The following is a 13437-nucleotide window of genomic DNA, read 5'->3' as shown; positions in this document are numbered from 1 at the left end:
TAATATGTGTTTAACATACTGCGCGGCCTAACTTGCGTGTTTTGTTTAGCTCTTGTAACAATACTGTTCCCTCAAGCCGCCTTGCCAGAACAGCCTGCACAACCCGTTAGTCAGAGCAGCGCAGAAAAACAGTTGAATTCTCTGGATTTGAACCGGCTGGAACAGTTCGTTAATCAAATGGACGCTGAAATCAAAAGCTGTGTTCCGGACTTTAACTTTAAAGAAACAGTAATAAAGCTGTTTAACGGTAAACTGGATTGGAAAGCATCAGAACTATTTAATAAGTTATTAAAATACATGTTTCGTGAAGTAGTCGGCAACCTTTCTTTACTGGGAAAATTAATTGTACTGGCCATAATATGTGCGGTACTGAGGAATTTGATTGATGCTTTTGACAAGGGTACTACAGGGCTGCTGGCTTATGGGGTAAGTTATATGGTGCTGATTACTCTGGCTGTAGCATCCTTTGGATTGGTGGTTAACACAGGCAGGCAGGCAATTGAAAACATGGTTATTTTTATGCAGGCATTGCTGCCCATCTTACTGACGTTACTGACAGCCATGGGGGGCATTACTACAGCAGCCGTTACTCAACCTGTTATCCTGGCTTCCATAAGTGTCATTGGTACCTTAATCAAAAATATAGTGTTTCCTTTGATATTTTTTGCGGCTGTATTGAGTATTGTAAGCAATCTTTCGGAAAAATTTCAAATATCCAAGCTGGCCGGTTTAATGAAGACCTCAGGTATGTTGCTCATGGGAATGTTTTCAACAATATTTCTGGGTATACTGGCTATACAGGGAGTGGCCGGTGCTGTTTCAGACGGAGTGGCTTTGCGGACAGCCAAATTTGCCACAGACGCATTCATACCGGTAGTTGGCGGAATGTTTTCCGAAGCTTTGGAAGCAGTGGTGAGTTCCTCAATGCTGTTAAAAAACGCTGTTGGCATAGCCGGGCTGATCATGGTTTTCATACTAACTATTTTTCCTCTGTTAAAAATTCTTTCAGTTGCTTTCATCTATAAATTAGCCGCTGCCTTAATGCAGCCGGTTGATGACGGGCAAATGGTCGAATGCTTAAACGGTTTGGGCAACAGCCTGATAACTGTTTTTGCTGCGGTTGCTACAGTAGGGCTATTGTTCTTTTTCACTATTGTTATTGTGGTGGGAGTGGGCGATCTTACTGTTATGCTGAGATAGGGGGGAATGGCTGAAGTGGAGACTATAAAAACACTGGTGCAAAATCTCATTCTGATCGTAGTTTTAACCGTATTTTTAGAAATGCTTTTACCCTCCGGTATTATGAAACGTTATGTTAAGGTAATTATGGGGTTGGTAGTACTGGTTTCTTTTTTACAAACCGGTTCCGGGTTGCTGCATCAAAATATAGACTTATTCTTGCCGGCAAGCACTAATTTACCGGCTAACCAGGAAGAAGCCAAACAGATTATGGCAGCGGGACAGCAGTTAGCCGGGCAAAACCAGTCGGAAGCATTGCATAAGTACAGGGAAGGGCTTGAACACCAGGTTTCAGCTATTGCTTCTTTAAACGGGCAGCTTTCTATTAAAGAAGTTCATGTGGCTATACAGGATGATCCACAGAATAAGGATTATGGAAAGTTGCAGGAAATTAACATGACGGTAACTGCCAGAATAAAAAAATCTGAGAACGAGGAAGAGCTAAATCCTTTGATTGAACCTGTGGACATTCAATTAACTGAAAAGAGCGATGAGGTTGAAAAAGTAAATAGCACGAACTTAAAGAATAATCCGAAAACCGAGGAAATTGAGGAAGTCAAAGAGACAGTGGCAAGCTTCTACAACCTATCCCCCAATCAGGTTAAAATCAGTTGCCAGGAGTAATCTTTTCGGGAGGGATAACAATGAAAACTGATATTGAAATACCTTTATTCAAAAAACATAATAAATTGATAACTTATTTGCTTAGCATTGCAGCACTGGCAGTAGTATTAATAATTCTGGGCAGTGTTTTTTCCGGCGATAAAGCGACTCCAACCGGTCAAACCGGTAGTTCTAACAATAATTTAGATCTGACCGGTCAGAAAAAACCAGATAACTATTTAACAGGATCACAAATGTCAAATGAAGAAGAAGAACTGGCGTCTAAAGTTCGGCAGATGCTGGCGCAGATTGAGGGTGCCGGAGAAGTAGAGGTCTCAGTGCGCCTGGCTTCCTCCAGTCAATCCGACTATGCTATAAACACAAATTCCGGTCAGAAAACTACTCAGGAAAAAGACCAGAGCGGCGGCACCAGAGTATTGACGGAAACAACCGATAACGGTCAGTTAGTTGTAATTCATGGCAACGAGGGCAATGAAATCCCTGTTACTACCAAACAGTCCGCACCCAAGATAGCCGGAGTGCTGGTAGTTGCTCAGGGTGCGGGTGAACCTGAGATTAAAGCCCGTTTATTTGAAGCAACCTGCGTTGCTCTGGGTGTGGAAGCTCACAAAGTTCAAGTTATGCCTAAAAAGGAAGGTGAATAATATGTATTTTAAATCAATAGTGATAAAAAAGCGTACTCTGGGTCTGGCAGCTCTGGTAGTAGTCGGTCTCGGCTTGATCGGCCTGGGTTGGTTAAACGGGCAATCCAAGTTTTTATCCAGGCATGTCAGTGCTCCGGCAGATAATAATAGTTCAAGCTTGCAGGTCAATAATACCGGTGGATTTAAAACAAATTCAAACGATGTTGGTGTTGCCGGTAATGTTAATGGATCAAAGCCGCAGCAAAGTAATAATGAGGCAGTGAAAGATGTTTTGACAGATAAAAATAAGAAAACATCTGAATTCTTTGTGGAGTATAGATTGCAGCGGGAAAAAATGCGCGGACAAAGAGTAGAGTTATTGAGAGAAATTATAAATAATCAAGCAACTTCGGCTGATTCCCGGCAAAAAGCTCAGGACCAGCTTTTAGTTATCAGCAGCAATATAAACAAGGAGACAGAAGTGGAAAATTTAATCCGGGCCAAGGGTTTTAAGGACTGTGTGGTATTCTTGCAAAACCAGTCAGTTACCGTAATTGTGCAGTCAGAAGAGATAACCTCGGAGGATGCGGCCAGAATCTCCGATATAGTCTCGCGCAGTACGGGGATTTCGGCACAAAATGTTGTCACTATTCCCAAACCATGATTTGTATAATAATGATATATTGTATACTTGTTACAATGCTATTTCCAAAAGTATAACATTATAATATAATAGAGACTGTACTATGAACAGGAAAGCATTGAACAGTATAGTATTTTATTCAGGTTGTCAACTGCAACCTGAGTTTTTATTACTCTAGAAAATTATGCTTATGATGGCTCTGCGGATAGTTAATGTCAGTACTGCATGATTTCCGCCGGGCACGAGTACCTGTGGCTGCTCGAAAGTCGTTTAAAACGACTTTCTTGTATCTTTAGTCAATCATTAGTAATAAACTTTTTGTTAGGAGGGGGTAGTTTTTTATGGCACAAAAGGTGAAAATCACAGATACAACGCTTAGAGACGCTCACCAAAGCCTTTGGGCAACAAGAATGCGTACGGAAGATATGCTACCCATTGCGGAAAAACTGGATTCTATAGGCTATCATTCGCTGGAGGTTTGGGGCGGTGCAACCTTTGATGTTGCCATCAGGTATTTAAACGAAGATCCCTGGGTTAGATTGCGCGAGTTGAAGAAAATTTGCAAAAATACAAAACTGCAAATGCTGCTGCGGGGACAAAACATCGTTGGTTACGGCAATTACCCTGATGATGTGGTAGAAGCTTTCTGTCATAAGGCTGTTGAAAACGGTGTTGATATCATGCGTATTTTTGACGCTTTAAACGACATCAGGAATTTAGCCATGCCGATTAAGGCTTCCAAGGCTGCCGGGGCGCATATTCAGGCAGTCGTTTGTTATACCGTAAGCCCGGTACACACTCTGGAGCATTATTTGGAGACAGCAGAGAAATTAACCGAAATGGGCGCAGACTCCATTTGTATTAAAGATATGGCCGGTTTGCTGGCACCTTATAAAGCTTATGAACTGGTCAAAGCAATTAAAGAAAAATTAGATATACCTGTACAGGTGCACTGTCACTACGTGGGAGGGTTAGCCGTCGGTTCTTACCTGAAAGCCGCTGAGGCAGGTGCGGATATTATTGATACTGCTTCAGTGCCTCTGGCTTTTGGCTCTTCTCAGCCACCGGTGGAAACCGTAGTGCGGGCCTTGAAAGATACCCCTTATGATACAGGGCTGAGTCTTAAGCAGCTCTTTGAAGCATCACAGTATTTTGAAGAACTTCGTAAACGTCTGGGCTTTGAGCGTGGCGTTACCAGAATTAATGATATGAGGGTATTTGAACATCAGGTGCCAGGCGGCATGATTTCAAATCTGGTTACCCAATTGGAAGAGCAAAAATCATTACACAGATTAAACGAGGTGTTAGAAGAAATCCCCAGAGTAAGAAAAGAGCTCGGCTACCCGCCGTTAGTAACGCCTACCAGCCAGATTGTAGGTATACAGGCTGTATTGAATGTTTTGTTGGGAGAGCGCTATAAGCTGATACCGGAGGAAGTCAGGGGCTATATTCAGGGTACTTATGGAAGGCCCGCTGCTCCTATTGATGAGCAAGTTATGAAAAAGGCGCTGGGAGACAGAGAATTAATTGCTTGCCGCCCGGCTGATTTACTTGAGCCAAAAATGGATAAAATGAGAGAAGAATGTAAAGGTATCGCTGAATCTGAGGAAGATGTTCTTACTTACGCCATGTTTCCACAGGTTGCCAGAAGGTTTTTTGATTATCGTAAAAATCCTGAAAAATTTGTAGTACCGGAAATTAAAACTGCTAAGCCTGCGGCTAAAGGTGTTCCGAAAACGATTCAAGAAAGCAAGGAGGAAGATGAGCCGATGAAATTGCAAGATATTAAAGAAATAATTAAATTGTTAGGTGAAACTGATATAGCTGAGTTAACCGTGGAAAGCGACGGGATGAAAGTAGCTATTAAAAAAGCTGTGGCCGTAAGCCAGGCAACTTTGTTGATGGAACATCTATCTGTAGAAGCTCCCCAAAAGGAACTGTCTGTACCGGTGGAAGCGGTAGATCCCGGTGAACTGGTGGAAGTTGCTTCACCAATGGTCGGCACTTTTTACAAGGCTCCTTCACCGGATGCGGCTCCCTATGTTAAACTGGGTGATAAAGTCGAAGCAGGGCAGATACTTTGTATCTTGGAAGCTATGAAACTTTTTAATGAGATTAAGACTGAGGTTGCCGGTGAGATATATGAGATTTGCGTAGAAAACGAGCAGCCTGTAGAATATGGTCAGGTATTATTTAAATTAAGAAAAGCTAAGTAGCCTTAGAGACGATATATACTAAAAGGAACAGGTGACTAGTAATGTTCAACAAAATACTCATAGCCAACAGGGGAGAGATCGCCTTACGAATAATCAGGGCCTGCCGGGAACTGGGTATCAAAACAGTTGCTGTGTATTCCGAGGCTGACCGGGACAGTTTGCCTGTGAAACTGGCTGATGAAGCTTATTGTATCGGTGCCCCTCAACCTGCTAAAAGTTATTTAAGCCAGGCTAACATTATCAGTGCCGCTCTTGTCTCGGGGGCTGATGCTATACACCCCGGTTACGGTTTTCTGGCAGAGAATGCCGGTTTTGCGGAAAAGTGTGAGAGTTGTAAAATAACTTTTATCGGCCCGTCCGTTAAAGCTATTGAAATGATGGGCAATAAATCCGTAGCCAGGGAAACCATGATTAAAGAAGGTGTACCGGTTGTTCCCGGTACGGAAAGCATTATTAAGGATATTAATGAAGCCCTGGAACTGGCTAATGGAATGGGCTATCCTGTATTGATTAAAGCCTCTGCCGGCGGCGGCGGCCGTGGTATGCGCGTTGCTCACAGTAAAGATGATCTGGAGAGATCTATCCAGGCGGCTCAGAGTGAAGCCCAGTCTGCTTTCGGGTGTGCTGATGTTTATCTTGAGAAATATGTGGAAGAGCCGCGCCATATTGAGTTTCAAATTTTAGGAGATAAATTCGATAACATTGTCTACTTGGGTGAGAGGGATTGTTCCATCCAGCGTCGCAATCAAAAGGTTATCGAAGAATCACCATCTACTGCTTTGACACCGGAGCTGCGCAGCAGAATGGGAGAAGCTGCCGTGAAGGCTGCGCGCTCAGTAGGTTACCATAATGCCGGTACTATAGAATTTTTGCTGGATCGCAACAATAATTTCTATTTTATAGAAATGAATACCCGTATCCAGGTAGAACACCCGGTTACCGAGATGGTTACGGGGATAGATTTAATTAAGGAGCAAATCAGGCTGGCTGCCGGAGAGCCTCTGGGTTATACGCAGGATGACATACAGTTTCGCGGTTGGGCTATCGAATGCCGTATTAATGCTGAAGATCCGGCTCGCAATTTTATGCCCAGCCCCGGCAAAATTACCAAATATATAGCACCGGGCGGGCCTGGTGTCAGGTTGGACAGTTTTGTATACGAAGGGTATACTGTGCTTCCCTACTATGATTCCATGATCGGTAAACTGATCGTTTTAGGAAAAGACCGTGAAGAAGCTATCGTCCGGATGCAGCGGGCCTTGAGTGAGTTTGTAATTGAAGGTGTGTCTACCATTATACCCTTTCATTTGCAGGTGTTGGGCAATGCTTTCTTCAGAAAAGGCGAGATTTACACCAATTTTATTCAGCGCAGGATTGGTATCTAACAGATAAGTAACTACTCTAATAATCAGAGGGATGCTAAATGACAGCCGGTTACCAGGTAAGCCAGCCCGTAGAAAGTAAAATGGGTTCGATTAAAATATCAGGTGATGTGGTTAGAGTAATCGCCGGTAAAGCATTAGAAGATATTTCAGGTGTGGTCGGGATAAACAGTAGTTCTAATCCTAGACAATCTGATTTCAAAAGTCTGACACAGGGAATAAAAGCAGAGCTATCAGAAAATCTGGTTGCTATTACCCTGCAAGTTCAGGTTGAATACGGTTATAATATACCGGATGTTGCTTTTCATATTCAGGTCGCAGTAAAAAGGCGAGTGGAAGAAATAACCGGGTTGGCAGTTACTGCTGTTAATATTACCGTTGAAGGTGTCAGAGAAACATAAACACCTTGTGCAGCAAAAAAATACAGCCCCCTGATTAGCGGGGGGCTATTTGCATTTAAATTCCGTTAGAAGGAGGGATGGAAATGGGCTCTTTTGACAGGATCGTTTTAGGTTTGTACTCATTTCTCTTGACCATTATCATAATTTTATCCATTTCTTTTCTGTCTGGTTGGCGTTACCCTGTTGACCTGATCAACCTATCCGGCATTAATCAGATGCAAAAGGAAACAGTGGCGGCCCTGCTGATAATTCTTATACTTGCCGGAATAAGGCTGTTTTTTGTTAGTTTAAAGTATCAGAAGGCTGGCAAGCATGCTGTTGTAAATGATAATGCTTTAGGTGAGGTACGTATATCACTGCAGGCGATAGAAGGATTAGTGGAAAAAAAGGTATTGCTTATGTCCGGTGTGCGCCAGGCTAAGCCCAAAATAGTAGCTGAACCCCCCGGTATTAGTTTGTATATGGAAATTGTAGTAACGCCTGATATTAATGTGCCTCAAATTTCCGGCTTACTGCAGGAACAAATTAAAGAATATGTTTTTGAAGTAACGGGTATTACTGTAAATAACGTAAAAATCCTGGTGGAGAGTTTTGCAGTTAATAAACCCCGTGTAGAATAGTTTTTAAAGGGGTGTTGTAGATGAACTATTATGAACTCGTTATAGATATATGGGATAAACACAGGGGAAAGATTGTCGGAGTGGTTTTAGGACTTATTTTTGGTTGGTTTGCTATTACATATGGTCTTTTAAAAGCTGTTTTTGTTTCTTTGTGTGTTGGGTTTGGCTTCTATGCCGGAAAAAGATTGGACGAGCAATTGGAACGGCCCGAGTATTTATCCCGCATGTTTAAGGAACGACGCTAGTTTTAAGTACAACGAGGGAGGAACCTAAATGAGCAGGAGAGAAGGCCGGCAAATTGCTATGCAAATTCTCTTTCAGATAGAAGTAGGCGGTATTGATCCGGAAGAAGCTTTTAAAAATACAGTTGCAGATTCAACCTGCCCGGTGCCAATAATGGAATTTGCCAGACAACTGGTTTTTGGAACCCTCGGCCACCTTAAGGAAATAGATAGGGTAATTTCTGAAATCAGCAAGGGCTGGCGTTTGGATCGGATAGCCAATGTTGATAAAACCCTTATACGCATGGCCTTATATGAAATATTCTATGAAGATAATATTCCACTAAATGTTTCGGCCAATGAGGCGATAGAATTAGCCAAGATTTTTGGGGGAGAGGAATCCGGAAAATTTGTTAACGGTATTATAGGGAAGGTAGTGCAAAAACCAGATGAATACCTGACTGGCGGTGCGGAAGAGAAACCTGCCGTTGTGGAAGAAACACAGGCAATTGAATCAGTATAAATTGAAAGAAAACAAAAGCTATTATAAAAATCAAACGCCTTTTACAAGTGTTTAGCCAATGACATTACATGAAAAAGGCGTTTTATTATTTAAACCGCACTTTTTCCGGATTATTGAGCAGGAGTAAGATGTTTAATAGCGAATATTTAAAATGATTAATTTTTTCTGTCAATTATTTTTTAGGGGAGGGATAAGGGGACACATGTATAAAATATTGTCCAAAATTACTTTAGTACCCACACTTCATGAATTTGTCATTGAGGCACCCAGAGTGGCTAAGAGATGTAAAGCCGGGCAATTCATCATCCTGCGCATTCATGAAGAAGGAGAACGTATTCCGCTTACAATTGCTGACTTTGACCGGGAAAAAGGAACGATTACTATTGTATTCCAGGAAGTGGGGAAATCCACTAAACAATTAGCTACTCTTAATGCCGGTGACTCTATGCTTGACTTTGTTGGCCCGTTGGGAGAAGCCTCTCATATTGACAACTATGGTACAGTAGTGTGTGTAGCCGGCGGAGTCGGTATCGCACCCGTATTTCCGATTGCCCGGGCTTTAAAAGAAGCCGGTAATGAGGTTATAGGAATTATGGGATGCCGCTGCAAGGATCTTATTTTCTGGGAAGATCGGATGAAGGATGCCTGTACAGAGCTGCGCGTAACTACCGATGACGGTTCCTATGTATGCAAGGGTTTTGTAACAGATAAGCTTTTGGATCTTATTAATGAAAGAGGCAAAGAAAATATTGCTGAAGTTATTGCCATCGGCCCGGTGCCAATGATGAGGGCGGTAGCTAACTTAACCAGGGAATACGGTATAAAAACTATAGTCAGCTTGAACTCGACCATGGTGGATGGCACAGGTATGTGCGGCTGCTGCCGGGTTACTGTCGGCGGTGAAGTCAAGTTTGCCTGTGTGGATGGGCCTGAGTTTGATGCTCATGCTGTTGATTTTGAAGAAATGATGCGCAGAGGGCGTATTTATAAAGAGGAAGAGCAGAAGTCCTTAGAGAAATATACTAATAAAAGCTGCACCTGCAGTTGTGGTTGCGGAGGTGCCAAATAATGACTGAAGAAAAGAAATCTAAAAAGGTTGTTCCGACTAAGTATCCTATGCCGCATCAGGATGCAGCAGTACGTGCCAGGAACTTTGAAGAGGTTGCTCTCGGCCTTGATGAGGAAACAGCAGTATTAGAGGCTCAACGCTGCCTGCAGTGCAAAAAGGAGCCTTGCCGGAAGGGCTGCCCGGTGGAAGTATTGATACCTGATTTTATTAAACTGGTTGCCGAGCGTGACTTTGCCGGAGCGATTAAGAAGCTGAAGGAAAAGAACGCTTTACCGGCTGTATGCGGCAGGGTTTGCCCGCAGGAAAACCAGTGTGAGAGTTACTGTACTGTAGGTAAGAAAAACGAGCCGGTTGCTATCGGACGTTTGGAAAGATTTTGTGCCGACTGGGAGAGAACCCAGGGTATTGAGGTTCCGGAAATTGCACCTTCTACAGGTAAGAAGGTGGCCATTATCGGTTCCGGTCCGGGCGGTTTAACCTGTGCTGCCGACCTGGCCAAATTGGGTCATAAAGTTACTATCTTTGAAGCACTGCATGTAGCAGGCGGTGTTTTGATGTACGGTATTCCGCAATTTCGTCTGCCTAAAGAAATAGTACAGGCAGAAATTGAAACTCTGCGCAAAATGGGTGTAGAGATTGAAGTTAATGCCGTTGTCGGCAAATTTGCAACAATTGATGAGTTAATGAAAGAAGAAGGCTTTGATGCCGTGTATATCGGTACAGGAGCCGGTTTGCCTTACTTTATGGAAATTCCGGGCGAGAATGCCTGTGGCGTATATTCCGCTAACGAGTTTTTAACCAGAACCAATCTAATGAAGGGTTACAAATTCCCTGAATATGATACACCTATTAAAGTCGGCAGCAAGGTGGCCGTATTGGGTGGCGGCAACGTGGCTATGGACGCGGCCCGGACTGCTTTGCGCCTGGGTGCTTCTGAATCCTGGATCGTTTACCGCCGTTCCAAAGAAGAGTTGCCGGCCCGTCATGAAGAAGCCGAGCACGCTGAGGAAGAAGGAGTCAAGTTTGCTTTTCTGACCAGCCCGGTGCGTGTTATCAGTAATGATGAAGGTTGGGTAACAGGTATGGAATGTGTGAAATATGAACTTGGTGAACCTGACGCTTCCGGCAGGCGCAGGCCTATTGCCATCAAAGGCTCCGAGTTTATCATGGATGTAGACACTGTTGTCGTGGCTATCGGCCAGGGCCCCAACCCGCTGGTGCCGAAAACCACAGAGGGTTTGGAAACCAACAAGCGCGGCAATATAGTTGCTGATCCGGCTACCGGAGCTACCTCTAAGCCGGGAGTTTATGCCGGCGGTGATGTTGTAACCGGAGCTGCTACCGTTATACTGGCCATGGGTGCCGGTAGAGTAGCTGCCAAGAGCATGCATGAGTATTTGAGTAAGTAAGTTAATGGGAAATGGGGGTGGCGCAAAATACTTTAGCTAAAACGCAGGCCCCATTTACACGGAAGAATATAAGTAAATAGAGCAGACCCGTACCACTATTATGGTGATACGGGTTTTTAGTTTATTAGTATTTATGTTCGTTAAATTGCAAGATAAGGATAGAGAACGGGAGTTTCTTTTCCAAAAAGATTTTTTCTTTGGATATCCTGAAAATTTTCTCTACGTCAACAAAACCAACCAGGTGGGTGCCTTTAATATTTTTCGCATTGAAATTTTGCACGTCAGAAACAATACTAATTTTTTCATCTTCAATAAAATCTTTTCTCTTAAAGTCTTTGATTTTCTTATGGCTTTTTTCTTTCTTGACATTTTTCTTGTGCTCTTCCTTAACTTCGTGCTTCTCAGCCATATTTTAAAACCCCCTTTATTTAGTTAATATATAATATCAACTAGATGTAAAAATTGTTACAATAGTGCTAAATTATTCTAAAATTAATTCTGCCATAAACAGCATATGATCTTTACCTGCAATGGGAAGCTGCCGCAGTTCTATTTGTGCTAAATTCATTTGCTGAGTATCTATTTGTTGAAAATCCATTTGTTGCAGTTCAATAAGGATTTCATTATCTCCTACCTGTAAATTGTTTTTATAGTCAGTCAAATCAATGTAATTACATTCTGTAGAAATTTTATCGCTGCGGACAACTTCCTTTCCGTTTAAGTAGCCTATAAAACTGCTTTTGCATATTATAGCAAAAGTAATCCTATTAATTTTTTCTGGCTCTGTACAGTGAAAAGAGCAGTTAAATTGATAGGGCATTTGTATCTCCTCCAAAAACAAATATAACGAATTGATCTCGAATGGGGACATGTTGGTTATGAGCAGCATATGAAATCATCAAAAATAATAGATGGATAGACCAAAAGACTTACCGCCGGAGCCTTATTGTGGTTGTTACATTTTTATGAAATATATGACTGGAATGTGCATATGGTTTTACTAATTATTGCCATATATTATCATATTATTGTTTAAAGACCTCAAGATGAGATTTAATTTAGCTATAAGATGTGTTAGGATATTTATGAATTAAGCTTAAAGAATTAGGTATTTGAGATTTACATATTTTATATTAAAATTTCTGTTGACTAATAAACAAGAGTATGGTTTGAACTTTCAAAAAGAGTGTCTAGTGGGAATTGATTGCTATTCTAAAAACATGAGGAATAATCATATAGGAGTTGTAGTGTTGCGTATTATTTCAGTCAGTGAATTAAATTCTTATATTAAAAATAATCTGGAAAACGACAGTAAATTGGCTAATATATGGGTTAAGGGCGAAATCTCAAATTTTAAGAGAGCTTTTTCCGGTCACCTTTACTTTACTTTGAAAGACAATAACAGCCTTATAAAAACAGTTATGTTTCGTTCCAGGGCGCTCAGGCTTTTGTTTAACCCCGAAAATGGTATGTCAATTATTGTAAGGGGCTATATCAGTGTCTATGAAAGGGACGGGGCTTACCAGTTATATGCTGAAGAAATGGAGCCGGACGGTATCGGTGCATTGTATGTGGCCTTTGAGCAGTTAAAGCAAAAATTGGAGCATGAAGGATTGTTTGACAAAAGACATAAGAAAAACTTGCCCATGCTGCCTGGTAGAGTAGCTATAGTTACTTCTCCCGTAGGAGCGGCTATCAGAGATATAACCGGCATCATACAACGCCGCTGGCCAGGTATGGAAATGGTGCTGGTGCCTGCAGCGGTCCAGGGCAATGACGCCCCGGCAGAAATAGCACGGGGTATTGAGCTGTTAAATCGCCTTGGTGGCATTGATGTGATTATAGTAGGCAGAGGCGGAGGGTCAATTGAGGAACTCTGGGCTTTTAATACTGAGTTGGTGGCCCGCAGTATCTTTGCGTCTGATGTCCCGGTAATCTCCGCTGTAGGACATGAAACTGATTTTACCATTGCGGATCTGGTAGCCGATGTCAGGGCGGCTACTCCTTCCGCTGCCGCTGAAATAGTTGTACCGGATAAAATAGAAATGCAGCGCTACCTGGAAAGTCTCGGAGCGAGATTGTATTATGCAGTTCAGGATGATATAAGTCTTAACCGGAGTAAGCTGGAGCGTTTTATGAAAAGCCGGGTTATGCAGCAGCCTGTTGCTGTTATCTGCGAAACCAGGGGGCAAGCAGTGGATCGAATAACTGAGAGGCTGAATAAGGCGATAAAAGAGCTAATAGCCAGAGATCGCAACCGATTGGCTCTGCTGGCCGGACAAGTACAGGCGCTGAGCCCGTTGGCTACCCTATCACGCGGTTACAGCATATGTACAGAACACGGCAGCAAAGAAATAATTTCTGATATCAGACAAATAGAAATTGGGGAGAAGCTGGATGTACAATTGAAAAATGGCAAACTGTTATGTGAAGTGAGAAAGAAGATGTAATATAATAATATTGAGGA

At 42.5% G+C, this 13437-nt stretch carries 15 protein-coding genes; 13 read left to right on the top strand and 2 right to left on the bottom strand.

Features of this window, described 5'->3' with window-relative positions:
• Positions 1 to 6: 6 nt before the first annotated feature.
• The 12 genes from spoIIIAE to gltA all read left to right on the top strand — a co-directional run bounded on the left by spoIIIAE (position 7) and on the right by gltA (position 10970).
• The gene (gene spoIIIAE / locus DTOX_RS12760; protein WP_015758095.1) at positions 7 to 1200 is read left to right on the top strand and encodes a stage III sporulation protein AE; all 1194 of its coding nucleotides are present in this window, start codon (positions 7 to 9) and stop codon (positions 1198 to 1200) included.
• A gap of 6 nt (positions 1201 to 1206) precedes the next feature.
• Complete coding sequence (locus tag DTOX_RS12755) at positions 1207 to 1863, top strand: stage III sporulation protein AF (RefSeq protein WP_052292948.1); 657 nt, start codon at positions 1207 to 1209, stop codon at positions 1861 to 1863.
• 20 nt (positions 1864 to 1883) lie between these two features.
• A complete protein-coding gene (spoIIIAG, locus tag DTOX_RS12750; protein WP_015758093.1) occupies positions 1884 to 2507 on the top strand; it encodes a stage III sporulation protein AG in 624 nt (207 codons plus the stop codon).
• A gap of 1 nt (position 2508) precedes the next feature.
• Positions 2509 to 3150: a SpoIIIAH-like family protein gene (locus DTOX_RS12745; protein WP_015758092.1), complete on the top strand. Its 642-nt coding sequence runs from the start codon at positions 2509 to 2511 to the stop codon at positions 3148 to 3150.
• A 320-nt stretch (positions 3151 to 3470) separates the two neighbouring features.
• Entirely contained in the window at positions 3471 to 5345 is a 1875-nt protein-coding gene (gene accB / locus DTOX_RS12740; protein WP_015758091.1) for an acetyl-CoA carboxylase biotin carboxyl carrier protein, read from the top strand.
• Positions 5346 to 5386: 41 nt separating this feature from the next.
• Positions 5387 to 6730, top strand: coding sequence for an acetyl-CoA carboxylase biotin carboxylase subunit (accC, locus tag DTOX_RS12735; protein WP_015758090.1), 1344 nt, complete (start codon positions 5387 to 5389; stop codon positions 6728 to 6730).
• A 38-nt stretch (positions 6731 to 6768) separates the two neighbouring features.
• Entirely contained in the window at positions 6769 to 7128 is a 360-nt protein-coding gene (locus DTOX_RS12730) for an Asp23/Gls24 family envelope stress response protein (protein ID WP_015758089.1), read from the top strand.
• Positions 7129 to 7211: 83 nt separating this feature from the next.
• Positions 7212 to 7748, top strand: a complete 537-nt coding sequence (amaP, locus tag DTOX_RS12725) for an alkaline shock response membrane anchor protein AmaP (protein WP_015758088.1) — start codon at positions 7212 to 7214, stop codon at positions 7746 to 7748.
• Between the two features lie 20 nt (positions 7749 to 7768).
• Positions 7769 to 7993 carry a DUF2273 domain-containing protein gene (locus DTOX_RS12720; protein WP_015758087.1) on the top strand — a complete coding sequence of 75 codons (225 nt, stop codon included), beginning with the start codon at positions 7769 to 7771 and terminating at the stop codon, positions 7991 to 7993.
• 28 nt (positions 7994 to 8021) lie between these two features.
• Positions 8022 to 8492: a transcription antitermination factor NusB gene (nusB, locus tag DTOX_RS12715; RefSeq protein ID WP_015758086.1), complete on the top strand. Its 471-nt coding sequence runs from the start codon at positions 8022 to 8024 to the stop codon at positions 8490 to 8492.
• Between the two features lie 202 nt (positions 8493 to 8694).
• Entirely contained in the window at positions 8695 to 9561 is an 867-nt protein-coding gene (locus DTOX_RS12710) for a sulfide/dihydroorotate dehydrogenase-like FAD/NAD-binding protein (protein WP_015758085.1), read from the top strand.
• On the top strand, positions 9561 to 10970 hold the full coding sequence (gene gltA / locus DTOX_RS12705; RefSeq protein ID WP_015758084.1) for an NADPH-dependent glutamate synthase: 1410 nt from the start codon (positions 9561 to 9563) through the stop codon (positions 10968 to 10970). The genes DTOX_RS12710 and gltA overlap by 1 nt, the downstream gene beginning before the upstream one ends.
• A gap of 124 nt (positions 10971 to 11094) precedes the next feature.
• On the opposite strand, the gene DTOX_RS12700 is transcribed toward gltA, so the two are convergent.
• Both DTOX_RS12700 and DTOX_RS12695 read right to left on the bottom strand, forming a co-directional pair.
• A complete protein-coding gene (locus DTOX_RS12700; RefSeq protein WP_015758083.1) occupies positions 11095 to 11379 on the bottom strand; it encodes a hypothetical protein in 285 nt (94 codons plus the stop codon).
• Positions 11380 to 11451: 72 nt separating this feature from the next.
• Entirely contained in the window at positions 11452 to 11790 is a 339-nt protein-coding gene (locus DTOX_RS12695; protein ID WP_015758082.1) for a hypothetical protein, read from the bottom strand.
• 427 nt (positions 11791 to 12217) lie between these two features.
• Between DTOX_RS12695 and xseA the strand changes: the two genes are divergently transcribed.
• Complete coding sequence (xseA, locus tag DTOX_RS12690; RefSeq protein WP_015758081.1) at positions 12218 to 13420, top strand: exodeoxyribonuclease VII large subunit; 1203 nt, start codon at positions 12218 to 12220, stop codon at positions 13418 to 13420.
• Positions 13421 to 13437: the final 17 nt, after the last annotated feature.

This window comes from Desulfofarcimen acetoxidans DSM 771 (genome assembly GCF_000024205.1).
GTDB lineage: Bacteria > Bacillota > Desulfotomaculia > Desulfotomaculales > Desulfofarciminaceae > Desulfofarcimen > Desulfofarcimen acetoxidans.
The sequence above is the reverse complement of the archived record's forward strand: the minus strand, read 5'-3'. Positions and strand labels throughout refer to the sequence as shown.